Below are 25,259 nucleotides of genomic sequence, written 5' to 3'. Positions count from 1 at the left end.
GCGCGATGGACACCATCAGGGAGCGACCGGCCATTCACAGTATCTGAACACGGCGAACATGCCGGGGTCTGCTGCAAAGCAAGGTACTCACTTTTTGAAAATGATAACTTCTTCCGCGGTTAAAAGTGCTGAATTTACCTGATGTTAAATCAATATAAGCGATTGACAGAGGACGATTATGAAACTTTTTAACTGTAAGCAGCTTGTCAGAGCCATGGGTGTCGCTCTGGTAAGCACAGCCGGCATATATGCCACCAGCACCACACCCGCCTACGCCAGTTTTTTCCCGCAACAGAATAATTCTGCCTGTATGGCCGAACAAGCGGGCTTTGGCCTTAATTGTACGGCGAATGATGTCAGGGTCAGTAAGGTCGATAATGTCACTAATACCGATGGTACTACGCCGGTAGAATGTGTACTGGGTGAACTGTTCACTTTTAAGGCCGATGTGACTATTACCACGACCGCTAACGAGCGTTACGACTATTCGGTATATTTGCCCGAAGGCTCCTGGAGCGCGCAGGACTTTAATACCGACAATACCTGCTCTGTCCTGATCGGGCGTACCGATGGGCCTGGTGTTGACCTGGAAGAGGGCCTGGATGCGTGCGCCGATATCAGTAAGGCCGCGGGCTTTAGCCCTACACACCTGTATACTGGTGAAACCATTACCATGTTCTGTCGTGATGACGATAATTCGGGACAGGCCGAGTTTAATTATTGTGCGGCCTGGCATAACAAAGATGGGGCCGATTGTTCCGAGCTGGATCCCGCTGCACCGGGTACACCGTCTAAATGTCGTTGTGATGCCTTTGATATCGATGTATTTATCAAACCTGATCCACCAACTGTAGAAAAAAATCTGGTCACCACCAACACCCGCACAGAGCCAGGTGGCACCTATACCTTTGATCTTAGTCTGACCAACCCCAATGCTGAAAGCGCGTTATTTATTACCTCTCTGGAAGATCTGGTAGACACCAGTGCAGACGGCAGTTATGAGACCACACTAAACCTTTGGGGCCCCACAGGTGCTGCAGGTTCTGCCGATGGTATTTATCTGACCGCCAGCAACTGTAGCCAGCCACCCAATGTTGGAAACGGTATTGGTGAGATAGCCCCCAGTGCGACTTATAGCTGTCAGTTCACGGTGCAAATTGTTGATTCCGACTTGCCGGATGATCAGAGCCCAGAGCTATACGACGACTTGATCAAACTGGCCCTGGAAGACAAAAATGGCTCACCTGTCATCGACAGCGATAGCTGTGCCGCGGTGGGCGGTGTTGATGGTGAACATTGCAGCAACGTAAAACAGGTCAACGTGACTAACCTGCCACCCACTATCAGCGTGTTGAAAACTGCCAGTCCCACGCAGGTATCAGAGGCAGGTGCGAATGTTACCTACACCATCGATGTTACCAATACGTCCGAAGCATGGGATTCTCCTGTTCTGTTAACTGAACTGATGGATGACCAGTTCGGTAACCTGGATGGTCAGGGCACGTGTAGTACCGGCGGCACGATTGCGTTGGGCGGCACCTACAGTTGTACCTTTACGCAGTTTATCAGTGGTACCGGTGCCGGTTCACATACCAACACTGTTACTGCGAAAGCGACGGATAATGAGCTGGATGAAGCCATGGCGTCAGAGTCTGAAACGGTGCTGATTAATGATATTCCATCTGCTATCACGCTGGTAAAAACCGCCAACCCTATCGAAGTGCTTGAAACAGGTGATGATCCCAGCCAGGTTCGTGCTGTCGACTTTACCTTTGAATTCAGCGTTGATGATGCCGGGGTGGATAGCGTGACGTTTGCTACGCTAACCGATGATGTCTTCGGTAACCTTACCGGGGCATGTATGGTAGATATGTTTGATGACGGTGATGATGGTAATGGTACCGTGGGCCCTCAACCGATCCCGCAGGAATCGCTTGCAGGCTTCATACTTTATCCCGGTGAAAGCGCCAGTTGTACAATTACGCAGGATCTGACTGGTAATGCCGGCGATATCCATGTCAACGTTGCTACAATCGACGGTACCGATGAAGATGGTCAGGCCGTACAGGCAGTAGATGATGCCACTGTGACCTTCCTTCCCGGCGATCCCGCAGCAGACATGAAATTTGCCGCCAGCATGCTGGTCGTAATTGAACTGCAAAATGCCGGTATCGAAAATGTCACGCTGACTGCACTTACTTTAGGTATTGCTGGTCCTAGTGTATTCACCGAAGACACAACTGCAGATTTCAGGCTGTATAATACAGGCGGTACGTTTGACAGCACTGGATATCCAGCTTGTAATCAAGGCGAAGAACTGTCTTATAATGGCGGGCCCAGCGATACATACGCCTGTGCCTTTACCATTGAGTTTATCCCTGGTTTGGAAAACACCGACCCAATCAACTTCCTGGAAGACGTAATTGCTACCGTTGAAGATGATGAAGGTGACGCGTCGTCTAACGACGTATCAATTCAGGTTGTGACAGTAGAATAGTCACAGGACAAAGGAAAATCTTAATAGTGTAGATGAAAAAGCCGGGGCAATAATGCCCCGGTTTTTTTTATCAACCGCCAATAGAATGAATAGATCTTCAGATGTGGATTAGTTTTTTCCCTTCCCCTTGTTGCCGCCACCGCCGTTGCCACCACCTGCGCCATCCAGACTGATCGTCACGGTCGCTGAAGACTGTAGATTGCCATCACTGATGGTATAGCTAAAGCTATCGCCATTTTTAAAGTTCTTTGCCGGGGTATATTGAATCCTGCCATCGCTGAGGATCTGCACACTGCCCTTGCTGCCCTGTGTCGCACTTTTCACAATCAGACTATCACCATCACTATCCGTGTCATTGCTAAGCACATTGATGTAAATAGCGATCTTGGATGGCAGAATTGCAGTGTCATTCCTGGCTTGCGGCGCCGTATTTTGCTGCTCTGTGATGCGGTAGACCAACTCACTGGTGCTGCTATAGCTTGTATTCACAACATCGGTGGCCGATAACACAAGATTATAGCTACCAGCGCTGGCGCTGGTCGATGACACCACTCTCACGTCCACGATACTGGTGGCGCCACTGGCCAGTGTCACGGTGCTACTGCTGGCGTTCCAACCGTCTGGCGACGCAATGCTTATATCATAGGTTGCATCGTCACAGTCCTGATTCTGATTAGTGATGTCGATGCGGTAAAGCTGCTCAGCGCCGGCTTCAACTTCAGCGCCTGTTTCATCAATGACGCTTAGCTTTGGAACTGCCAACTGGCAGCTGGATGTGGGCGCAGCCACCTTATAAGTGGCGCTGGCAGAGCTTTGATAGCCGCTATTATCACGATTCAGTGCAATCAGGCTAAAATCATACACGCCGGCGCTGGCATCCGCCGCTGAGGCGACATCAATGTTTACTGCCTGTGATTCACCCGGTTGCAGCGTTACACTGGGACTGGTAGCCCCCCAATCGGCAGGCAAACTTGCACTAATATCAAAGGTGGACGCGGCACAACTGGCATCGTCCTGATTGATTAGCGTGCCTGAATAAGTCACAGCAGTACCTGCGGCCACCTCTGCTGAGCTGTTGTCATGCAGTGTCCACTGTGGATTTGCTGATACACACTCAGCCACCGGCGTCTCGACCACATAGGATGCTGTCGTGCTCGCCTGATAACCGCTATCGCTGGTATTCACACCAACGATAGTGACATCGTAAAACCCCTCTGTAGCCGTGGAATCTGACGTTACATTGACGGTAACCGTCGCACTTTCGCCTGGCGCCAGACTTGCCAATTCCTGACTATTACTCCATTCCTGTGGCACCTGCGCAGACACGTTATACTCACTGTTACCACATTCAGCGCTATCGTTATTGGTCAGTGTTGCACTGTAGGAAACAGTTTCCCCCGGCGCGGCCCATACACTGCTGTCTGAACCCAGTACAATATCTGGTTGCGCTGCAACACAGCTTTGCTGTTCTGAATAGCTGATATTAACGCCCACGCTCAGGTTATCGGCCCACTCGGTGGTCATAGTGACGCCGGCCTCGGAATCATGATAACTGTTGCCGCTGGTCAGCGCCGCATCATCCAGATCGTAGATAGAACTGCGTGGCGTCATGTCCAGCAGCAGACTGCTGGCCAGGTTCTCCTGCGGACTATTAAGATGCACCAGCACACCGTCAGTCACCGCCTTGCCTGACAGAAAACTATCAAAGCCTGTGCCCTGACGATATTCAAGGTAATACCATAGCGGATCGCCGGTAGTCGCATCGGTGCCCCGGCGAACCTTTAAGCCTTTGGCATAACCTTTTGAGGTCTGCTCATAGGGCTCCAGCTGATAGCTACCATCAACATCGGCAGTGATGATTTCACCGCGCTGTGCCGTCAACCAGCCCAGTCGCTCTTTATTGAACAGGTTAAAGTGCCCCTCGGATTTACCCATGATATCTAATGTATCGCCATAGGTAATCGCAACACAGTCATCGCTTATATAGCCGCTACCACAATTTAACTCTTTAGCATGCTTGAGCCCCAGGTTGTGCCCCAGCTCATGACCGATGGTCAACAGGTTGAGCTCACCGTTTAGCCAGGCGCGCGAGGGGTTTCCGCCCACGGTGCCCTGCCCGCGCCACGTACAGTTTTCGTTTTTTGGAAGCATATAGACCAGGCGCTGATACTGACTCAGGTCGATACCATTGTCTTCGGCTACCTGCTGGGCATATCTGTCCAAACCAAAATAGTCACAAGTAGTGTTGATCGGTAAGGTGTAAAAGCCGCGCACATCGCCTGTGAGCCAGGTTTGCCCATAGGAGGTCTCTTGGTAGTAATCATTTACACGACCAAATACCATGTTTTCAACTTCTTGCATGGCCCACGGGCGGGCACTGGTGTTGTCCTGGAAATTCAGCATCAGTACCAGTACTTTTTGTTCTCCTGTGGTACCTGTTAGCGCGGCATCTGAAGAGGTAGCAGTGTTTTCAACATCGCTTCCGGCCGCAAGCACATCAATAGCTCTGTGTTTGTTCCCCAACACTAATGATGATTCCGGGCGTGCCGGATCGCCATTTTTAAACAGCCACCCTTTGGCGCGCACTGTGTTGCCGGTTTGTAGTTGTGGTAGGTTTTGGTCGTCAGGAAGGAAAAGTCGTAATTTTTGCTTACTCGTTGTCAGGTAGTATTTCAAGCGGGTTCGGCCCGGCAACGTTGAATCTTCATACACCACATCCACTTCACCCACCAGCTCAGCCTGTTGCGCTAACTTTGCCTTTATGGGTGCTGGCATGCCCTTGCGTTTAGCTGCAGGCAGGATGGTGCGAAGCGCAGCATTGGGGTCGTGCTGCAGCACAGCATACTGGTTCTGCTGTCGCTCGGTGATCAGTGCATCAAGCTGCTGCTCATAATCCTGAGCGGTTTTGTTTGCTTCGCGGCGTTGCACCCTTTTAGCAAGCGTGGCAGTTTGCCGTTCCAGTTGCACCTTTAGCTCGTCAGGACCGGCATGTTTTTGTCCGGCCCCGATGGCTACATGCTGCTGTGGTTTTGTATTTTTGTCGGCGGCGTTAATGCTCGTGGTGTGGAAGCTCAGTGTGCTGGTTATCAGTGCCAGTCCACAGGCTTTGAAAAAAGACAAACGCTTTTCAGGCGTTACATCGCCTTTACTTATCATCACTACGGGAACCTCTCAAAGTTTATACAACACTTCGAAAGCTCCCGGTATTGCGACCGAGCTCTATCAACGCGCCTCTTTCGGTAATCCAGCTGCCCACTGTTTTACCAGTTCAGGGCCTGTGATTTTGCGTCCCTTAATTCCGTAATGTTTGCCGTTTCGAGAGTGCTTTCGAATCCTACATCATGGCCTGTTAAGGTCCATGCGAAGGCGCATCTTAGCAATCTGGATTTCAAGCACTCAATGACAAAACTGTTTACTATTTAAGCTATATAAAAAAGTATTTATAAATCAACAGGCAGAAAGCGAATAATCATGAAAACAGATAGACGCTGTTAAAACTCAACAGTCATTAAAGTCATTTTGAACGCATTCCGCCTCCAGAGTTTTGCTGAGTTTGATACGCATCCCATCGGCGGCAAAAAATAAACGATGGGTGTAGTGTTCTGTTGCTTCATCAATCAGGCGCTGCATCCCTTCCCCAGGGGCGTAACGCGCGCTAAAGTGAGTGAGCAGCAGTGCCGGGATCGCTTTTTCCTGTGCATAAGCACTGATGCGTCTGACATCACTGTGTCCGGTATGACTTCCCACCTTATGCAGGTCATCAGCAAGAAATGTGGCCTCATGGACCAGAAGGTGCACGCCATCAATAACAGGATCAAGGCATGACGGTGTCTCGTTGTCGCCGCAAATAACCATTACTCTGGGCTGCCAGGCCAGATAGCTGTAGGTCTTGGCAAGAAGTTGCTGCCCGTTATATACAACATCTTCGCCCCGCTGGAGTCGATTATAGTGAGCCCCGCTGGCGATTTGTTGCGCCTGAAGTTTTTCGATATCTAATTTTCGTGAAATGTGCGTTTCAGTAAATTTATAGCCGAAACTGGGCACCCGGTGTTGCAACGGGCAACTCTGGATTGCCACCCAGCTAAATGAATGCTCACGCAGTGCTTCGGGTGTACTTAGCTGCAGTTGAAATGGCAAATTCCATTCGCTCATCGCCATGGCGGCGCGAATAAACGCAAGTACCTCAGCCGGTGCTACAACAATTAGTGGATGGGTTCGCCCGCTAAGTCCTGCCGAGGCAATCAGCCCCGGCAGACCATAACAGTGGTCGCCATGCTTGTGGGTGATCAGTATTGCCTCAAGATGAAAAAGCGACAACCGGGTTTTCAGGATCTGATGCTGTGTCGCCTCGCCACAATCCACCAGATACCAGGGTTTGAGATCCTCGCGAGACACCGCGTACCCCGATACATTTCGCTGTTTTGTCGGTGTTCCTGAACTGCTTCCCAGAATCTGTACCTGCATGGACGCACTCCTGTTTTGCCTATTCTGCTTCATACTACGTCATGTGCTAAAAAGCGTAATCGTCCGCATGCGCCATCTCAACCCGCGGCACCAGATGGCCAGGTTAGCGTGAACCGTGCCCCTCCCAGCCCGTCATCATTACTGATATGCAACTCACCGCCGTGCTGCTGCGCGATCTGATGGGTGATATACAATCCGAGTCCGAACCCCATGTCACCGGTCCCATTCTCTCCCTGTTTAAATGCGTCTTTCAGGGCCGCGTGCTTACCCTTCAAACCTGCACCATCATCCGCTACACATAGTTCGCAGTATTGTGCACCAACCCGCCAGGTAACCCGGATATCCTTATGTGCATATCGCAGTGCGTTCATTATCAGGTTTTGCGCTGCCACCTGCATTAAACCCAGATCGTACTGGCAAACCGTATCATCCCAGTCGTAATGAATCATGATCCGGGTCTGATAAAATGCAAACTTGTCATTAAGCACGCGCATCAATACGTCGCCAGACTGCGCCTGAATATTCAGCGGGGGTTGTTGATGCTGACTGCGTGCATATTGCAGATAGTCGGTGACCAGCAAGTTTATCTCTTCAATATCTTTTTGCAGCCGCTGACGATAACGCACCGCAATGTCCGGAGCTATCTGCTGAAGCACAAATTCCATTCGGGACAGCGGTGTGCGTATTTCGTGGGCCACCGTGTTAGATAAATCCCGCTGCAATTGCAGCAGCTCTACAATTCGTGCGGACATATTTTCCAGCGCCTGTGCAAGCGGATACACGCTTGAAGAAGGCTTTACGTCAAGCTTTAAAGTCTGCGGCGTACGGGAAAAGCGAATAGCGGCGCGCTGAACGCGCAAAATATCTCTGCCAACCGGGAACAGCAAGATCAAAAGTACCAGGGCCAGCATCATATAAAACATCAGCGAAAATGTCTGGTCTGCCTGCTCCCAGTGTACGCTGTCGTCCTTTATGGGGCCGATTGCCAGCAGCTTATCACTTTGCAATTTATAGTAAGTAATGTGATTGTCATGACGAACAACCGGCACTATCTCGCCCTTATTAAGCTTTTCGCTCAGTGATGGCGGAAACTGGACAGTGGCCGGTTTAACCTCGCGAACGCGGGCAGCATCCGGCGTTTGTACATGTTGTTCAAAGACCAGGGGTAACGACAACTGGTAGCTGTTCTGGTTTACCATCAGCATTTCAAACAGCGCACCGGCACCGGCAAGCAGGCCGGCTACCGTTAGAATGAGCACCGCATACACTCTGACTAATTGCTTACGCATGGTTATCCAGACTCAGTATATAACCACGCCCGCGAATGGTTCTTATATGCAGGTCGTTACAGCCTGATTGTGCCAGTTTTCTGCGTAACCGGCTGATCTTCAGATCGGCCGCGCGGTCACTGCCATCATACGGTCTGCCAACAATTTGCTGGAACATAAATTCGCGACTGATGGGACTGTCGGAATATTTTATAAACAACCATAAAATATCGAATTCCTGATTTGTCAGCGCGATCGAGCGTCCGGCCTGGTATAACCCTTTTGCCCGGTAATCGAGTTTGTAATCTCCTAATTCGACAATAGCGGCATCCTCTACCACCGGTTGCTTGCGTAACTGCGCGTTTATTCTGGCCAGCAGTACAGGCGGTCTGACCGGCTTTGCGATGAAATCCACCGCACCCAGCTCAAGGCCATAAATATGCGTATCGTCATCGCTGACAGCGGTAAGAAAGATCAGCGGGCAATGCTGGTCACCACAAATTCGCTCGGCAAGTTTAAAACCATGAGTGTCTGGCAACATCAGATCGCACACGATTAAATCAAATTCCTGCTCGTGGCTATATTGAATCGCCTGGGCCCCGTTCATGGCGTTGATAACAATCAGCCCCTTTTCCCGTAAGTAATCGGCAATAAGTTCTGATAACGGGATATCATCTTCAACAAGTAAGATTTTTTTACCCGGGCTGGCCATCAGTAACTCCAGGAAAAGCGGCGGCGCTTGCGTGTCGCATCGGGTTTAAACGTCGCCAGGATCAGTGTTGCTTCGCTCAGTATCCGGCGATCCTGTGCATCTAATGCGGTGACCTGTAAATTCTGACGGGTACGCACCGCTACATCTATTTCGTGTCGCCGCGCTTCCTGCTGGCATTGTTCCCAGGTCAGAGGCTCGATGGCAACACATATAGCGCGTCGCTCATCATCCGTATACTGAATGTTCAGCGTCGTGACGCATTCTCCGTTTTCATCTCGAATGCAGGTTTCTGGCTTCAGATTGAGCTGCGGTTCTGCCCATGAGGGAGTGATACCGCTTAAACAGAACAGTAGGGTAAGAGAACCGGTAAATAGTTTATTAAAAATGCACATTGATCCCTGCAAACCCACTTAAGTAATTGTCTTCACGTAACAATGGACTTATCAGTAAATCGTCATTCATCTGTGTATGCTGCAGTGAAAACACACCCGATACCCTGGCTGAAATCCGATAGGTGGCAGCAATCTTTACATAATAGTTCATGAGGCTTTTGCCGGTAACATCGGTATCGTTGCGAAGCCCCCGCTCACTGGCCCGCAAACCATAATAGTAATTATTCAGTGCCGCCGTTTTTCGCTGCACACCGGCCTCCCAGAACAGACGCATGTTATCGATCTGATAGCTTTTTTGCAGTGATAAAAGTGTCTCTTCCCCCTTCATGTCCGACGGTGACATCTTTGCCATACAAGAGCTTTACATCCACATATTCTGTCAGCCAGAAGACCTGGCCACCCGCCATGTAGGTAAACTTTCGTTTTATTTTGTCAAATTCAACGGGGTTGCCATTGATAGGTCTGCCAACATTAGGAATAAGATTACTGATATCCAGAATCGAGACATTCTTATTGTCGACGTTATAAAGCACCCCGTCGTCGTTTAGAAAGCCGACCAAATCCACCAGTAAATGATCATTTTCAAACAGGGTGTAGCCCAACTCCAGATTTTCCACATAGAAGCGCTCGCCGTAGTAATACCATTGAGGGACCACCAGCGTTTCAAGCGACTCGCGTTTGTTTAATGGGTTCTCAATAGCACCATAGCCCAGTGCAATGTCCACACCCCAGTCGTGGACCGGCACATGATCATGGTTAGTCTCTTTAGCGGACACGATGCCGCTCATGCCGCTTAAAAGCAGACACTGGCAAAAAAATAAAACGAAGCGATGCACTCTCGTAGCTCAATCTCACATGTGAAAAAGTTGTAAACCCACACACTATCAGCAGGTGGACCAGTACTTCTATAGTCTGGCTGCAATTACTACAAAACGCTACATAGCGCTACAAATGGCTACACGAAAAAGCGTGATTTACAGCACCTGCCTGTGGTTTTTTGGTAATCACTTCCCCGCACAAAAGCGATCAGGGAAAGAAAAATCGAAAGCACACAACTCACCCACTCCGAGAGGACAAAATATGAAAGTGACAAACTGGTTAACGACGCTTTCTGCCGCTGCGGTTTTAAGCACCAGCATGATGCTGGCGCCGTCTGCACTGGCCCAAAAACATGTTAAGCAAAACCTGAATCAACTGGTCACCGCATCGGCCAGTATCATTTCCGGCAAAGTGCTGTCGGTCACCGATGGCTTTGATAACAAAGGCCGCCCTTACACGGAAGTCACCATAGAGGTTGGTAAAGATGCCAAAGGTAAACATGACCAGGGCAGTCACTTCACTTTTCGTCAGTTTGGACTGTTAAAGCCTCGCACGATGGGAAACGGCAAAGTGTACCTGGGGGTCTCACCAGAAGGCTTTGCTAACTGGACAGAAGGAGAACACGTTATCGCTTTTATGAATCCGGACTTCGGCGGTGGCTTACGCTCAACGGTGGGTCTGGAGCAAGACAAATTCAGCATAAAAAATGGAAAAGTGATCAACGACGTCGGCAACTACGGACTTTTCGAGGATATGAAGACCACAGCGCTTAGCCCGGAAGAGCAAAACATGATTACCACGCCTGGCGCGGTAGACGCTGGCGCGTTTATGAATCTGATTGGCAAACTGGCAGAGGTAAAATAATGAAATTATCACGTATTGCAACCGCATTTATAGCTACCATGTCTGCCAGTGCAATGGCCGGTGGACCATTGTATATTCACGAACCCACTATGAAGCCTTACAAGTGGGATACCTCAGATGGCCCCATCCCTGTTTACACGGATGGCGGACGTTTAATTGAGGATAAAGACGGTAATCTGGTTCAGACATACAGTGTGCTGGAAGCGGGCACGACACTGAATCATGATTTAACGTTGCCTGATGGAACCGTTATTGAGGCCTACACGCCTGTTGAACGCGATGTCACCTATGTCACTGTCGACAAGGCGAACGAGGCGACCATCAGCGCCATCGCGCAATGGTCAAATGTCGAGACATCCACCTTCGCCATGACAGTTCAGGGCACCATCGAAGAGCAGCTTGGTATAAGCGATGTCAACGGCACTAATTATCAGCAGATTTATGATAAAGAAAACGGCTATGGCTTCTGGGTAACTTACGATACTGATGGCGAAATACTGCAGAATTATTTTGGTGTTTCCCGCGATCAGGTACTGGGCATTGCTTTTCCCGAGTGGGCAAACGAGGAAACCGGTGAAATCATTGAAGCCACCGCGCTGATGAACGGTTACTTTGTTGACAGCAAGGATCCGAATCTGGACAACCATTCAGGGGTGTTCACCCACGAATTCGGCCATGCAATCAACATGTCGCATTCACAGGCCAACGGCCATCTTGTGTATATGGCAAGAGGTTACTCACCGCAATATGACGGTGTACCCGGATGTCAGGGCACAAACACTTACACCAGCCCGAGTCTGTCGATGGCTAACCATATAGAAACCATGTTTCCGTTTATCGATGTACGCAGTGCGGCCGGTGCAGCCCAGTCATCTGTGAACATCAGCGACGACAAGGTAAACCTTTCTGATCTGTACCCTACCGAAGCCTACAAATCACAGTATGGGTCGATATCCGGCACACTGCGCACCAAAGAAGGCGTTGAATATTCAGGTATCAACATCATTGCCCGTAATATGGACAATCCTTACGAGGATGTTATTACACAGCAGGCAGGTAACATGACACAGGGCTTATCAGGGCCCGACGGCACCTTTACCATTAATGGTCTGACACCCGGTGCCCGCTATGCCATCTACCTTGAAACCATCAAGGCGGGTGGTTATCCCACCCGCCCTACTTCGCTGGTGTCTGTTGCCGAATACTGGAATGACGCAGAAAGTGCAAACCCTGCCAGCGATGATGTGTGCGAGATCACACCTATTGTGGCTCAGGCCGGTCAGACAACACAGGCAGACATTTACTTTAATGGGTATACCGATGGCATTCAGTACACGCCACTGGTGGAAGCCTTTGTCATGGACCATGCCAAAAATGGCAAGCGCGCCCTGGGCACCACGCAAAGCGGCATGATATTTATTTATGATTCAACCGATAAAAACCTGTTTACAGTGCCGCTGAAAGATAATGGCGAGCCTGCATTACACGCTGCTAATGTCGCTATGAATAAAACCGCCACCAGAGCTGCCGGCGTCAGTGATTTTAACGACAACGGTATAAAAACGCCCGCTATGTGGGACATTCAGGCAAACAAGCTTACTGCAATGGATGATCCCAGCAATGGTACCTGCACGCTGGGAAGCTCTGGCGGCGTGTCTTCGGCATCTGTCTGGGATATGAACGACAAAGGCGATGTCGTTGTCGGTACGTTTCGTGAAGCGACCAGTGGCAATGCTGAGTGTCAGGCAGGCGAAAGTTCAGTAGCCGTTCCGGCAATCTGGAAAGATGGCAAGATTACCCCGCTAAAAGACGATATCGAGTTCGTACCGGCAAGTTACGGCAGCACGCTGAATGTGGCGCTGAAGGATGACAAAGGAAACACCACCCGCACCACCGCCTGGATCCGCGCGGATCGTGTAGCGGGCAATGGCCACACCGTAACTGGCATGACCAACGGGTTTGGACAGGTCGCCTGGGTGAACGGTCAGTTACGAGATATCTATTCTGAATACGGTGCTTCTGACTCTACGGTTATTTCACAGGATGGTCGGTATGTTGCTTTTGGTGCGCTCAATCTTGACAGTCGCTACCGCGAAGCAACGGGTATCAAGCTGTGGGATACGCAAACCGATACTATCCATGAGTTGGGTAATCTGCGCTGGTGTGAAGATGTGGATTACATCTCGCGCTGGACTAACTTCTGCGAGCTGGGCTATGACCATGACAGCCTGGTGGCAGCCGGTGCGGGCGTGCCTCGCATGACGTTGCTCGATGCCAATGAAGACCTCAGTATTATTACTGCCCGTGCGGGAAGCTTGTTATCTGGCGGTTTTAAAGGCGCGATTTACATTAAGGGACTGGGCTGGATGACGATGGGCGAGTTTTTTGGCAGGCAAGGTGTCGTGGAAGCCTCTCAGTTTGTGATGGATAACCCTTTTGGTATCAGCGCCAATGGCTCAGAGCTGTTTGGTGGCTTAGCCGGGGCCCAAATCACCTTTGATGTGGATATGGACAAAGCCTACGTGTGTCAGAACGGCACCGACCAGGAACTGAGCTTCCCTAAACAGGTTGTTCAGGCAGTCACGAAACACGGCGCACAGTTTGGTCGCTGCGACCACGTAAACGACAGTTACTAGAACGCGAGCGCGTGCTGTCCTTGGCCCGCTGGCGCTCCCCGCCAGGTCAGGGCCTTTTTTTGTCACTGAAACATACCTGTCATTAATCTCTCCAGCGTCCATTCTTATAACAAAACCTGTTCTCGTCTGGATAAGTCGCGCAGTCAATGCTAGATTACGTCGCCTGAAAAAAACGTATAACCGGAGCAGGCTAAGTCACGTCGGCGTGCACACCTGCCCTGCCAGGAAGAATAACCACATGCTTTATACATCACCTCGTTCATTGACTTCTCGTAACCGGTTCGGGCACTTAGCGCTTCCTGCTGTACTGCTAAGCTGTTTTAGCATGCCGTCCTTTGCCATCGTACCTGTCAACGTCCAAATCACTCCGCCTGAAGGCTATAGTGGTCAGGTCGGTCTGAGCATTAATGGCCAGTCGGGAAATAAGGATGAGCAGGAATATAACGCCAATGGCCTGCTGCGATTTAAACAGAATGACGATCTTTTTGTACTCATCAGCGACTATAGCTACTCAGAGACCAATCAGGTCAGAGACGAAGACGAGCTGTTTTTGCACGGCCGGTGGATCCATGAGAACCAGTTTGCGCCATCCGTAGATTCAGAGCTTTTCGTGCAATACCAGTATGATGATTTTGCCGGTATCTCTGATCGTGAATTAGTCGGTGGCAATGTAAGATGGCGCTTTGATTCGCAGAATAAAACCAATGAACAACAGTTGATCGTCGGCGTCGGGGCCTTTTATGAATCTGAAACGTCGGAGACCACATCGCTGACTGACAATACAGTCAGGGCAAATTTGTACACAAATATCGTGCATAAACACACAGGGGAATACCCCTTTGTGGCCTCAGCATCCAGCTACATTCAGCCCGCCGTGGACGATATCAGTGATTTACGGGTGCTGGCTGTTGCCAGTCTTAACTTCCCTATCCGTCCCTCACTTAATGTTGGCTTTGCCATCGAAGTAAATCACAATTCAATGCCCTTTGAAGGGGTAGAAAAAACCGATGTGGATTACGGGGTATCGTTAAATTATGAATTTTAGCAGGTAACGACACCGGTCGTGTGTATTTTAAAACGCAGCAGGAAACTGCGTGAAAACATTACGGCGGAACATAAAGCGCCCATAAAGTAAGCGCTTTATGTTTCGGTTTACCTGTTAGTTTTCTGATTGTTTCTGATAGGTAATACGCAAGCTCTCTATTGCACAGCCGTTTGATTGCTCGTGGACTTGCACGTAATCAGCGTTACTTGCATCCATGATGAATTGCCAGATGACATCGCCTTGTCGATGTGTTGCCGTACTGCTTTTAATGTTCTTTGCACACATTGTTTGCGTGATGCCACGCAAGTGTGCGTCGCTTAACAGGTCGGGTAATTCATAAGCCGCAGTGGCCGTACGTTCATGTGATACAGTGTCGTGCTTAAGATAAACCTTGTCGTCATCTGCAAAAAGCGAAGTGCCGCTGGGGTAATAGCTGTATAAAAACGTCTGCTCAGCGTTAGGTACTATTTTCACCACCCCGTTTTCACCAATAACCTGCATGGTACGGGTACCTTGCGAGTCAGTGACGACGAGCGCCGTTGTCTCATCCACGCCAAAACCGCTGGTTTGTCCGGTATCACGGGCAAGTACATGCAGTCGCACGCCTCTGTTTCTTTCACTGAAATGGGTATCCACTAAAAAGGCCACTCTGCCCAATCCGCCGCTGGCAACATAGGTCAGCGCGTCAGGATGCAGCTTATCACTGCACGTTTTCCTGCATCGCTGACTGGGCGGCGAACCTGCATGTGCTCCTGTATTGAGCGCCTGTATCGCCGAACCATTCGATATCATCGGCACGGGCACGCCATTGCGGCTGCCACCGCTTTGTACCGTCGTACCGGCACTGGTACCCACAATGATGGGACGCGCTTTTATCACGTCAGTCCAGGGATAGGCCTGATTGTGGCTATCAAACAGCACCTTTCGGGTAAGGCTTTGATCACCGCCGTTAAATACAAGGGTAGTGGCAGTGCGCACTGCATCGATAATGCCCTGCAGGCCTGATTGGCACAGGGCTTGTTCCTGCGCCGTTCGATGGGGATAAACAGTTTTTCGGGCAAATGTATTGTGCGCCTGTCTGTAATCATCAAGACGGGAACAATCCTGTGCCGTTATGGCATCGACCAGGGCCGGTGTCAGCGCAAGCCATTGTGTGGCAATGCCATCAAAGGTGAACAATTGTTCGTAAAAATCTGCGGATTCGTAAGGGTCGCGGCCGGATGCTGTGATGACTAGAATCTTAGGCTTTTGACCTGACTGCCGCTCGCCGGCCAGTCGGCGAGTATGCAGCTCAACATGCTTGACGATGTCAGCGGCATAGGATGAACGATTTGCCGCTACGTTAACAATTTCTTTTTGCTGGGCGATCTCAAGCGTATCCAGCAGGGCATAATATAAGGTATCGCTAAGCGCATAGCTAAGCGGACTTCCACTGTCATTCCACAAAGAAAGTAATTCGGATTTGGTGAGCGTTTTTCCCTGATAACGGCGCAGTCGCTTTATTTTTTGCAGAATATTGCTTTGCCCGTCGACCAGCGCATTGCATTCGATACTTTCTGATAGCTCGCCCATCAACATCGAAAGCTGGCTAAGCGAGGTCTCATCAATATTATAAAGTGCGTGCTGTTTGCCCGATGGCACCTGGTCATCCTGACAGTTTTGCTGCGAATAAGAACTACAGGTATGCAATGCCCCACCGATTAAAATGGTCACTTTTTCAGCCAGAGCAGGCGTTGATATCGTGCATAAAAAAATAATTAAGTATGTAGAGATTGCTGCCTTCATCGGCAAAATTGAAGCGATCTTGCTATTAAAGATCTTCATGGATAAAAAGCCTTTTTCCTGATTATGGGGTGTGAATAAGTTGTTGCCAACCTGAATTCAGGGTGATATAACGAAAAAGACTTGAAGCAAAAATACGCTAACGCCAGCGCGTTAGTTTGTCAAAACGAAATCTGATTAAACGTAAAAAATGTTAAAAAAAGCGCCTCGCCTTTCAGCATATTTTTACTCGCCCCACTACCTGTCGGAGTGGTTTGACGAGTAGGCCACTACCGGAAACATCAATCCGGTGGATTTGCTCGTGTGCCAATCCCCTTTTCATTTCTTAAAAATTATAATGAACGTTCGTTAACGCTCACTGCACGTGTGCGATGTCGTTGACGGACGGTATGAAAAGTCCAGGTGAAATTATGTTTACTAAACTGACTATTGCAACCGCGGTATCAGCCGCATTGAGCTTTCATGCTTTCGCTCAACAGACCTCTACTGACACCATTGCTGATGCCGTCGATACGCCGGAGCAGGCTGTAGAGCGCATCGATGTGACAGGCAGTCGCATCAAAGGCGTCGATCTTGAGGGGACCCAGCCGCTTACCGTCCTTGATCAGGATTTTATCAAACAATCGGGGGCGAACAGCATTTATGACCTGCTCAGAGATGTTGCCCAGTTACGGGGTGGAAGCGGCACGTTTTCAACCGCGCAAAGCGGCAGTCTGACAAGCTCTACCCCTGCCGGCCAGTCGGCCGCAAGTTTACGGGGCATGGGCCCCTCCTCCACCCTGACGCTGGTCAACGGACGGCGTATCGCGCCTAGCTCATTTGCTGCCGGAACGGAAAACTTTGTGGATGTGAATGCGATTCCGCTGGGCGCTATCGAGCGTATTGAAATTCTGGCAACCGGAGCCTCTGCAGTATACGGCGCTGACGCGGTAGCCGGTGTTATCAATTACATTCTTAAAGATGATTTTGAGGGTTTCCAGCTGGATGCCAGTTATGGCAATAGCTTTGCCGGTTCCGATGAAGGTCGTGCGCAAATCAACGCGCTGTACGGCAAGCAGATTGGAAATGGTAATCTGACCGTATTTGCTGACTACTATGACCGGTCAGCATTTCGTGCTGTGGATCGTGATTATACCCGCGATCCGATTTTAAAAAGCAGCTACTCCTATCTGCCCAAGCTGGAAAATGCGCCGAATATTTATTACTTCTCTCAGGAAGATTTACTTGAGCTGCCCGCGCCTTATTGTAAAACCCCGCTGGTAACCACCGAGTTTGGTGAGGAAATTTGCGCCTATTATGGTAATCAGGACGACTATCTCGATACGCCGTTTGAAAGTGTGTCTGCCGGTGCTACGTACACGCACATTTTTAACGATGTCACCTGGAAGACGGATTTATTTTTCAGTCAGACAGACTCGACGGCTTATTCAACCCCCTCCCCGATTAATCGTATTGATGACAGCGACGGCCCCTATGTGCTGGAAAATGCGCTGTTTATGTTTGATCAGCCTGATGGCTCAAATTTTTATCTTGATCAGATGTATATCGATCCGTTCACATCAGTTGCCGGGCGCGAAGTGTACGGGTTTGCTTTTGATGCGCGCTTTACCGCGCCGCGCACCATATCGGTAGAGTCAACCAATTACCGTCTGGTCAGTGAGCTATCCGGGGATATTGGTAGCTGGTACTGGGAATCAGGTATCACCCTGTCCCGGTCTGAGTCAGAGCAGCGTGTGGAAGCAGGTATTTATAATCGGTATAAGTTTCATGCCGCCCTGACCGGAGAGCTGTGTAACGATGGCAGCATTGCCAGCTACAACGGCAACGAGCTACAGTGCACCGATGGAGCCCCCCGACAATTCTTCAACCCGTTTTTATTAAATGACGCCCAAAATGATGCCACCCTGGCACTGACCGAAGCGTTTCCTACCCGGGATGGCAAGAGCTCAGTTTATGCGTGGAACGCCACTATAAACGGTGATGTATATAGCTGGGATGCCGGAGTCATCAGTGCTGCATTTGGGGTTGAAGTGCGCCGTGAAGAATTGTCCGACTTCCCTTCACTTAACTCCCGCGCCCGTGCTGAAAATGACTATCTGGTTGACGTATTCGGCTTTGGTTCCAGTGTGGCAGAAGCAGATCGCACACAATGGGGGGCATTTGCAGAGTTTTACATTCCGCTGCATGAAACGTTCGAGCTGCAGGTTGCGGGGCGCTATGATCATTTTGATGATTTCGGCGGCACCTTTAATCCTAAGGTTGGGTTTACTTTCCGGCCTTTAGACAGTGTTGTCTTTCGAGGTTCCTGGTCGACATCATTCCGTGCTCCTTCCCTGACTCAGGCTGGTGTCGAACTGCGTACGACCACCTCCACCTTTGATTGCGGGGTTAATCAGGCGGTGGCAGACCTATACTGCATGGGCGATGGTACCGAAGTGTCCGTCAACACCCTGGAGCTTGGCAATGATGCTTTGCGCGCAGAAGAGTCTGAAGCGATCAGTGTCGGGTTTGGCTGGAGCCCGGGACAAAACACCAACCTGACGGTGGATTACTGGCAATTTGATCATGAGGACGTTATCGATACCAACATGACAGCGGTGTTGGATCGTGCACTGACCGATGCATCGCTACGGCATTGTAACCTGGTTCCGACCGGTGCACAGGGTATCGCCTATGAGCAGGATGTTTGTGAGGTGACCGACAGTAACGGGCTGTTTATCGATGAGGACGGCGCCAATCTGAGACAAATTCTTGATGCCTACATTGCTGAATTTAATCCAAGAGAAAATGAGCTGTTTCTGCCACTATCCCGCGACCACATTATACCGCTGGAAAACACAGGTACGCAGGAATTAAGCGGTATCGATATAAAGTTCGACCATCGGTTTAAGCTGGATTATGCCGATATCATCGTCAGAGCTGATGCAACACACTATATCAAATACGAGCGAAACCGCCCTGGCTCTGACACTATCGAATCGCTGGCCGGCACATTTCTTTATCCGGAAAACATCGCCACATTTTCAGTGACCTGGAGTGCCGATGATTATTACGTGCGCCTGAACGCCAACTACACTGACAGCTATCAGGACGATATTGAAGGCTTGCGCGGTCGTGAGATTGATGAGCTGATTGATATCGGTGCGATCAGTGACCCGGACGCTACCCGGGATATCGATTCCTGGCTGACGTGGGATCTGAGTATGGGATACGATATCAGCAAGTCGCTGACGGTACGGGCGAATATCGATAATATTACCGACGAAGCGCCGCCCACTGCATACGGCTCAGCCCGCGGCTTTAACGCGCTCAATCATGATGCGCTCGGCGCGATGTATCGCGTAGGCCTGACGTACCGTTTCTGATCGTCATACCGCTACAGACATGTGTTCAATCGCCGGGTGTGCTGTTCTGCACCCGGCCTGAAAAGGTATTTTGATGTCATCACAGACCCGTTCTTATTCTTTTCCCAGTGCAGCGGTAATTCTCCTCAGTGTTGCCGTGCTTGCCTATTTGAGTGCGTTTTTAGTCACGCCTGGATATTTTGAAAGTGACGCGCCTGCACAAAGCGTTGCACTGAATCAGTTTACCTATGCCCCTGATACCTCCGGCAGCACATTATTCGCCGAACAAGGCGGTATCGGGCTTATGAATGTCTTATTTGAAGGCATGGTTGCCGGTGATAAATACGGCGCGACGATTGGCGTGGCGGCGTTTATTCTGATCACCGGCGGCGCATTCGGGGTGTTGATGCACACCGGGGCGATAAACCGGGGAATACTGACGCTCATTTCACACACCCGCCGGTTCGAAGTGCTGTTGCTCCCATTGCTTTTTGTCTGTTTTTCGCTCGGTGGTGCCATCTTCGGTATGGGCGAGGAAGCGATAGCCTTTTGCATCGTGCTGCTGCCGGTGATGAAACAGCTTGGTTATAACGCGCAGGTGACTGTGCTTGTGACCTATGTGGCGACCCAAATTGGCTTTGCCACATCCTGGATGAATCCATTCAGTATCGCCATCGCGCAATCTATTGCAGACATCCCGGTTTTTTCCGGGGCGGGCCTGCGTATTATTGCCTGGTTTAGTTTCACGTTTTTAGGTTTAGTGTTTTTATTACGCTATGCAAAACGTCACCGGCAGGCCCCGGATACAGCGATAACAACGTCAAAGGAGGCACTCACCCATGCCGACAGGCTGATACTTATCAGTTTTGGCGCAGTGATTGGCTGGATAATATGGGGAGTCATGGCACGCCAATACTACATTCCCGAACTGGCCGCACAGTTTTTCACACTCGGGGTGGTGGTCGCTATTATTGCTAAGTTTGGCCAGAACATTAGTTTTAGTCTAAGCGCTGATAAGTTCACCCAGGGTGCACAGGAGTTAGTACCTGCAGCGTTACTTGTCGCATTGGCTAAAGGTATTGTGCTGTTGTTAGGTGGCAATCAGCTCAACGAGCCGTCTGTCTTAAACACCGTGCTATTTCATTGTGCATCGCTGTTAAGCCTGACACCGGATATTGTTACCGCCTGGGGCATGCTGGCTTTTCAGAGCCTGTTCAATTTTTTTGTCGCCTCGGGCTCCGGTCAGGCAGCCATCACCATGCCCATAATGGCCCCTCTTGGTGATTTGCTGAACATCAGCCGACAAACCGTGGTACTGGCCTTTCAGCTGGGTGACGGTTTGACCAATATCATCATACCTACATCGGCCAGTCTTATCGGCTGTCTGGGTGTGGTCAAGCTTGACTGGAGTCAGTGGGCGGCCACAATCTGGCGTTTCCAGCTTTGCTTATTCGCGCTGGCCAGTGCATTTGTCATTGGCGCCCATCTTTTACACTATTCTTAGAATATTCTCATTATGCTGACACTTATAAAAAATGCGCACGTTTACTCACCCGAGCCGCTGGGCCAGTGCGATGTCCTAATTGCCGGGACAAAAATTGTAGCGATAGAAAAAGATCTCATGCTCGAAACCTCTGTTTCTGTGCGTCATCTTGATGGTACCGGCTGTATTATTACGCCCGGATTTGTCGATTCACTGGTACATATCTGTGGTGGCGGTGGCGAGGATGGATTTGCCAGCCGAACGCCGGAAATGCAGCTAAGCGATGCGACACTGGCGGGCATAACCACGGTAGTTGGTGCACTTGGCACCGATGCAGTGGGCAGAACACATACCAACCTCGTTGCCAAAGCAAAAGGTTTGAAGGAAGAAGGGTTAAACGCTTTTTGTTACACCGGTTCTTATCATTTCCCGACGCCTACGCTTAGTCAGTCGGTAGAGCACGACATTATGTTTATTGAAGAGATGATTGGTGTGGGTGAAGTAGCAATCAGTGATCACAGAAGTTCACAGCCAGACGCTGAACAGCTGGCTACACTGGCATCACACGCACGTGTGGCCGGCATGCTTAGTAAAAAGCGAGCGCCGGTGAGTATTCATGTCGGGCCGGCCGATACGCACCTTTCCCTTTTACATCAAGTGGCCGATAACTTCGATGTACCGTTGAATCGCTTCTATCCTACACACATAAACCGGAATAAGGCGCTGCTAGACGCGGGAATACGGTTCGCAACGGCCGGTGGCACCATTGATTTTACCACCAGCACCACTGAATATGATCTTGCACATGGTGAATACAGTGCAGCGCGCGCCCTGGCCTATTCGTTACGAGCAGGTGTCATGGCCAGCAGGCTGACAATGAGCTCAGACGGGCACGCCAGCCTGCCGGTATTTGACGAACAAAACAATCTCATCGGCCTTGAAGTGGGCCACGAATCGTCACTGTTTACAGCATTTACAGAGGCGGTTCAGCAGCACAATGTGCCACTGGAACAGGCGCTAATGGCCATCACCTCAAATCCGGCTGATGTGCTGGGAATTCAAAAAGGCCGCTTAGTAGAAAATGCAGATGCTGACCTACTGTTATTGGATGCCGACTCATTACAGTTAAAACATGTGTTTTGTAATGGACAGCACATGGTCAGCGATGGCAAACCACTGGTTCTGGGGCGGTTTGAGAAAGCGGCTATCGCGGTTTCTGAATAAGCGTCGCGGTGCACACCCGAAATAGTCATTATGGCGGTGCGCCATGAATCAGCTCATTTCACAACATGCAGCCTGCCCGGAATGTGATAGTCTTTGATGCTTTGTTCACAAATAAACAGATCTGACGCTATGATTGAAAAAATGATAAAACGGCTTGGACTAGCCGGGCTGACGCTGACACTGCTAACGGGTGGTGCTTTTGCTGACACACAGCAAACCATTGCGTTCTGGAATGGTAATAAAACACAGGTCAGGCAAGTGTATGAGCGTAAGTTGCTTGATGCAGTGCTAAACGCAACAGTAAAAGCGCATGGCCCGTTTGCGGTTAGTGAAAATACAGAGACGCTTACCAACCGTGAAGAGTCAGACGTATTCACTGACCAAAATACGGACGTGTTTGTGACGGTCGCAGGCAATCCGAAACTCAGGAATAAAGACAAAATTGTGGTTGCGCAGCCACTGATGAAGGGGTTGCTGGGTCACAGGTTGTTAATCGTCAGAAAGCAGGATTTACCCCGGTTTGACAATATTCAAACCGAAGCGGCATTCAAACAACTGAGTATCGGTATCCCGGACGGCTGGGCAGATGCAGAGCTGTTTCGTCATAATGGTTACAACGTGGTAGAAGGTGGTACATTTGATGAGATTTTCGATTTACTCGCGGCTAAAAAGTTTGATTATGTGGCCCTTGGCGCCAACGAAATAGAGCAGGCGTTTGAAAGTCGTGCGGAAAAGTACGAGATGTTCAGTATTGAGCCAACTACGTTACTTTATTACCCCTTTGCACTGGTATTTTATGTAAACCCTGAAAAACCAGCCTTAGCCGAGCGACTGCGGGAGGGACTAGAGGCGGTGGAGCAAAGTGGTGAAGCGCAACGCCTGTTTGATGAAGCAACAGGCAATCTCATTGAGCGTTTAAATTTAACCGATCGCAAGGTTTTTCACCTGCAAAACCCTATGCTACCGGAGACGCTTCAAAAATACCGTTCGCCACTGCTCAATGAGCCAGACTAACAGGCTCACTATGGTGATGTCGCTCTGGTGAGCACTGTGCCGGATAACTTTATCCGGCCTTTCATCTGGACGATTGCAACTAAATCAGGTGCTCATCATTGGTTTCGGCGTCTTTATCACGGTAACGTCTGATTGCCTGCACATCCAGTTTTGGCACACCAAGCTGAATGACCAGCGTTTCTGAGATTTTATCCTGAATAGCCTGTCGGTTGGGCTCCCAGAAAATTTGCATAAAGCCCAGCAGTCCGGTGGCAAGACCGGCGCCATACCCGCCGTAACGTCCAAAACTTTGCCATAGTGTCATCGGTGTTCCATCCAGCTTGATAACTTTGAGTCTGAGCATCCACTTGCCCGGCGTCTGACCATTCATCCAGACTGTGACGGCGGTAAAGTAAAGCGCCGCCCAGCCAAAACCAATACCCAAATCTTCCAGAACACCCTGCACCCATGCCAGCAGACTCGGCGTGCCACTTTCATGCACCGGGATGGCTAAAGGTGTCACATTGAAGGTCGCGCTGTTATCGGTAGATGGCTCGGAGGAAGGCACTGGCAATTCCTGTGCATCCTTTTCACCAGCGCGCTTTTCAGAGATGACATTCAAACTGCCCGTAAATGTCTGCAACAATGCTTGTTGCTGCGTATCATCAAGGGTTCGCGTCATAGCAGGTGCCAGTTTGCTGGTAAGCTCCTCAAGAACGTTCGGTGGTATCGGGATATGCCCTATGTCGTCTGAAAGTTCTGAAAGGTAATCTTCCCAGCAATCCATGGCACTGCAGCGCGACTGTTGTATAGCCGTCTCCAGTTTCGCTATGTCAGAGGACATTTTCATCACCGCGGACCCGATTTCTATCAACTGTATCCCTTTTAGAATATTCTCGCCGGAATTCCGATTTGCAAACTGCGCATCATCAGGCTCATTGGCATTATCAAATACAGCAATCAGGATCCCAAACAGCAGAATGGCAGATATTCCCTTGAGAATCCTGCGAAGCCATATGAAGCGCGCCGGAGTATTTTTCTTCTTCCCTGCCCGCCAGAAAAAAATCACGCCGACTGACGCCAGAATGATTGAAGGTAAGTGAGTAAGCATAACAACCAGAATCAGGTCTATAAGCAGCGCCAGCCCACGTCTGAAAGGCCTGGCCAGCGGTGTGCCGATAATCATCTCAGACACGCCAAATTCATAGGGTGTAACCACATCGCGGATTTGTTTATCCGTCATTATCTGGCCATGACTGCTTAATTGCGTATCGTGCCTATCCATGTTGCTCTTTACCTGAAGTCTCTGACTATCCTATCCACACGTACTGTTGTTGGTGAATTTCACTTTGTGACGGCATTTGCCGTCACTTTCTGCTGTTAGTGCTAAAAAACGCCTCTGTATGATTGAATCCACATGCATACTTTGACTGGTAAGGCGCACTGCCTGATACCCATAATCTATATCACTTATGACGAAATTGGGTAAAAAATTCTGTAAGTTACCGCCGAGCTCCGGAAGTCTTTAATTACAATCTGATGAAAACAAAACAGATTGAAAATACTAGTGCGTTACTGACACTTTATACCTGTGACAGACTTCCACTTTGTTTTTTAGATAAATTTTATATAAACCTGTGCAGATGCAGGCTCACACGTCTAAGCTATTAATTCACTGAATGTTTTTGGGTTCTTTAATAACGAGCAGTTGTAAGCTCAGTTACTGTGGTTTTGGA

General features: G+C 49.8%; 17 protein-coding genes and 1 riboswitch. Of the genes, 8 read left to right on the top strand and 9 right to left on the bottom strand.

Annotated features, from left to right (window positions below):
• The first annotated feature begins 178 nt into the window (after positions 1–178).
• The gene (locus tag HHX48_RS00995) at positions 179–2,497 is read left to right on the top strand and encodes a DUF7507 domain-containing protein (protein WP_223857955.1); all 2,319 of its coding nucleotides are present in this window, start codon (positions 179–181) and stop codon (positions 2,495–2,497) included.
• A gap of 108 nt (positions 2,498–2,605) precedes the next feature.
• On the opposite strand, the gene HHX48_RS00990 is transcribed toward HHX48_RS00995, so the two are convergent.
• From HHX48_RS00990 to HHX48_RS18885, 7 genes are all read right to left on the bottom strand, one after another.
• Entirely contained in the window at positions 2,606–5,653 is a 3,048-nt protein-coding gene (locus tag HHX48_RS00990; protein ID WP_191022570.1) for an NEW3 domain-containing protein, read from the bottom strand.
• 79 nt (positions 5,654–5,732) lie between these two features.
• Positions 5,733–5,819: riboswitch (cyclic di-GMP riboswitch) on the bottom strand.
• 176 nt (positions 5,820–5,995) lie between these two features.
• Positions 5,996–6,961 carry a ribonuclease Z gene (locus HHX48_RS00985; protein ID WP_191021778.1) on the bottom strand — a complete coding sequence of 322 codons (966 nt, stop codon included), beginning with the start codon at positions 6,959–6,961 and terminating at the stop codon, positions 5,996–5,998.
• A 77-nt stretch (positions 6,962–7,038) separates the two neighbouring features.
• Complete coding sequence (locus HHX48_RS00980) at positions 7,039–8,250, bottom strand: sensor histidine kinase (protein ID WP_191021777.1); 1,212 nt, start codon at positions 8,248–8,250, stop codon at positions 7,039–7,041.
• A complete protein-coding gene (locus HHX48_RS00975; RefSeq protein WP_191021776.1) occupies positions 8,243–8,941 on the bottom strand; it encodes a response regulator transcription factor in 699 nt (232 codons plus the stop codon). The genes HHX48_RS00980 and HHX48_RS00975 overlap by 8 nt, the downstream gene beginning before the upstream one ends.
• Positions 8,941–9,333: a DUF3019 domain-containing protein gene (locus HHX48_RS00970; protein ID WP_191021775.1), complete on the bottom strand. Its 393-nt coding sequence runs from the start codon at positions 9,331–9,333 to the stop codon at positions 8,941–8,943. Before HHX48_RS00970 ends, HHX48_RS00975 begins: the two co-directional genes overlap by 1 nt.
• The gene (locus HHX48_RS18890) at positions 9,320–9,607 is read right to left on the bottom strand and encodes a MipA/OmpV family protein (RefSeq protein WP_263406903.1); all 288 of its coding nucleotides are present in this window, start codon (positions 9,605–9,607) and stop codon (positions 9,320–9,322) included. Before HHX48_RS18890 ends, HHX48_RS00970 begins: the two co-directional genes overlap by 14 nt.
• Position 9,608: 1 nt before the next feature.
• Positions 9,609–10,109, bottom strand: a complete 501-nt coding sequence (locus HHX48_RS18885) for a MipA/OmpV family protein (protein WP_191021773.1) — start codon at positions 10,107–10,109, stop codon at positions 9,609–9,611.
• Positions 10,110–10,413: 304 nt separating this feature from the next.
• On the opposite strand from HHX48_RS18885, the gene HHX48_RS00955 reads away from it, so the two are divergent.
• The 3 genes from HHX48_RS00955 (at position 10,414) to HHX48_RS00945 (ending at position 14,697) form a co-directional block, all read left to right on the top strand.
• Positions 10,414–11,016 (top strand): hypothetical protein, encoded by a 603-nt coding sequence (locus tag HHX48_RS00955; RefSeq protein WP_191021772.1) that lies wholly within the window; start codon positions 10,414–10,416, stop codon positions 11,014–11,016.
• Complete coding sequence (locus HHX48_RS00950) at positions 11,016–13,652, top strand: carboxypeptidase-like regulatory domain-containing protein (RefSeq protein ID WP_191021771.1); 2,637 nt, start codon at positions 11,016–11,018, stop codon at positions 13,650–13,652. The genes HHX48_RS00955 and HHX48_RS00950 overlap by 1 nt, the downstream gene beginning before the upstream one ends.
• A gap of 238 nt (positions 13,653–13,890) precedes the next feature.
• A complete protein-coding gene (locus HHX48_RS00945; RefSeq protein WP_191021770.1) occupies positions 13,891–14,697 on the top strand; it encodes a DUF481 domain-containing protein in 807 nt (268 codons plus the stop codon).
• Positions 14,698–14,811: 114 nt separating this feature from the next.
• On the opposite strand, the gene HHX48_RS00940 is transcribed toward HHX48_RS00945, so the two are convergent.
• Entirely contained in the window at positions 14,812–16,521 is a 1,710-nt protein-coding gene (locus HHX48_RS00940) for a cyanophycinase (RefSeq protein ID WP_191021769.1), read from the bottom strand.
• Positions 16,522–16,889: 368 nt separating this feature from the next.
• On the opposite strand from HHX48_RS00940, the gene HHX48_RS00935 reads away from it, so the two are divergent.
• The 4 genes from HHX48_RS00935 (at position 16,890) to HHX48_RS00920 (ending at position 23,544) form a co-directional block, all read left to right on the top strand.
• A complete protein-coding gene (locus HHX48_RS00935; protein ID WP_191021768.1) occupies positions 16,890–19,844 on the top strand; it encodes a TonB-dependent receptor domain-containing protein in 2,955 nt (984 codons plus the stop codon).
• 73 nt (positions 19,845–19,917) lie between these two features.
• Positions 19,918–21,327 (top strand): putative basic amino acid antiporter YfcC, encoded by a 1,410-nt coding sequence (gene yfcC / locus HHX48_RS00930; RefSeq protein ID WP_191021767.1) that lies wholly within the window; start codon positions 19,918–19,920, stop codon positions 21,325–21,327.
• A gap of 12 nt (positions 21,328–21,339) precedes the next feature.
• On the top strand, positions 21,340–22,530 hold the full coding sequence (iadA, locus tag HHX48_RS00925; protein ID WP_191021766.1) for a beta-aspartyl-peptidase: 1,191 nt from the start codon (positions 21,340–21,342) through the stop codon (positions 22,528–22,530).
• A 129-nt stretch (positions 22,531–22,659) separates the two neighbouring features.
• Complete coding sequence (locus HHX48_RS00920; protein ID WP_223857954.1) at positions 22,660–23,544, top strand: type 2 periplasmic-binding domain-containing protein; 885 nt, start codon at positions 22,660–22,662, stop codon at positions 23,542–23,544.
• A gap of 79 nt (positions 23,545–23,623) precedes the next feature.
• Here HHX48_RS00920 and HHX48_RS00915 read toward each other — a convergent pair whose 3' ends face one another.
• Positions 23,624–24,808: an RDD family protein gene (locus HHX48_RS00915; RefSeq protein WP_191021765.1), complete on the bottom strand. Its 1,185-nt coding sequence runs from the start codon at positions 24,806–24,808 to the stop codon at positions 23,624–23,626.
• Positions 24,809–25,259 lie beyond the last annotated feature (451 nt).

This window comes from Salinimonas profundi, assembly GCF_014750655.1.
GTDB classification, from domain to species: domain Bacteria; phylum Pseudomonadota; class Gammaproteobacteria; order Enterobacterales; family Alteromonadaceae; genus Alteromonas; species Alteromonas profundi_A.
This window is presented reverse-complemented; position numbering and strand designations above follow the sequence as displayed.

Excerpts from the sequence above, each read along its gene's own strand:
- HHX48_RS00995 (WP_223857955.1), top strand. The coding sequence starts at position 179 with ATGAAACTTTTTAACTGTAAGCAGCTTGTCAGAGCCATGGGTGTCGCT.
- HHX48_RS00935 (WP_191021768.1), top strand. The coding sequence starts at position 16,890 with ATGTTTACTAAACTGACTATTGCAACCGCGGTATCAGCCGCATTGAGC.
- HHX48_RS00940 (WP_191021769.1), bottom strand. The coding sequence starts at position 16,521 with ATGAAGATCTTTAATAGCAAGATCGCTTCAATTTTGCCGATGAAGGCA.
- HHX48_RS00990 (WP_191022570.1), bottom strand. The coding sequence starts at position 5,653 with ATGATAAGTAAAGGCGATGTAACGCCTGAAAAGCGTTTGTCTTTTTTC.
- HHX48_RS00920 (WP_223857954.1), top strand. The coding sequence starts at position 22,660 with ATGATTGAAAAAATGATAAAACGGCTTGGACTAGCCGGGCTGACGCTG.
- HHX48_RS00970 (WP_191021775.1), bottom strand. The coding sequence starts at position 9,333 with ATGTGCATTTTTAATAAACTATTTACCGGTTCTCTTACCCTACTGTTC.
- HHX48_RS00980 (WP_191021777.1), bottom strand. The coding sequence starts at position 8,250 with ATGCGTAAGCAATTAGTCAGAGTGTATGCGGTGCTCATTCTAACGGTA.
- yfcC (WP_191021767.1), top strand. The coding sequence starts at position 19,918 with ATGTCATCACAGACCCGTTCTTATTCTTTTCCCAGTGCAGCGGTAATT.
- HHX48_RS00975 (WP_191021776.1), bottom strand. The coding sequence starts at position 8,941 with ATGGCCAGCCCGGGTAAAAAAATCTTACTTGTTGAAGATGATATCCCG.
- HHX48_RS00945 (WP_191021770.1), top strand. The coding sequence starts at position 13,891 with ATGCTTTATACATCACCTCGTTCATTGACTTCTCGTAACCGGTTCGGG.
- HHX48_RS00985 (WP_191021778.1), bottom strand. The coding sequence starts at position 6,961 with ATGCAGGTACAGATTCTGGGAAGCAGTTCAGGAACACCGACAAAACAG.
- HHX48_RS00955 (WP_191021772.1), top strand. The coding sequence starts at position 10,414 with ATGAAAGTGACAAACTGGTTAACGACGCTTTCTGCCGCTGCGGTTTTA.
- HHX48_RS18890 (WP_263406903.1), bottom strand. The coding sequence starts at position 9,607 with ATGCGTCTGTTCTGGGAGGCCGGTGTGCAGCGAAAAACGGCGGCACTG.
- HHX48_RS00950 (WP_191021771.1), top strand. The coding sequence starts at position 11,016 with ATGAAATTATCACGTATTGCAACCGCATTTATAGCTACCATGTCTGCC.
- HHX48_RS00915 (WP_191021765.1), bottom strand. The coding sequence starts at position 24,808 with ATGGATAGGCACGATACGCAATTAAGCAGTCATGGCCAGATAATGACG.
- iadA (WP_191021766.1), top strand. The coding sequence starts at position 21,340 with ATGCTGACACTTATAAAAAATGCGCACGTTTACTCACCCGAGCCGCTG.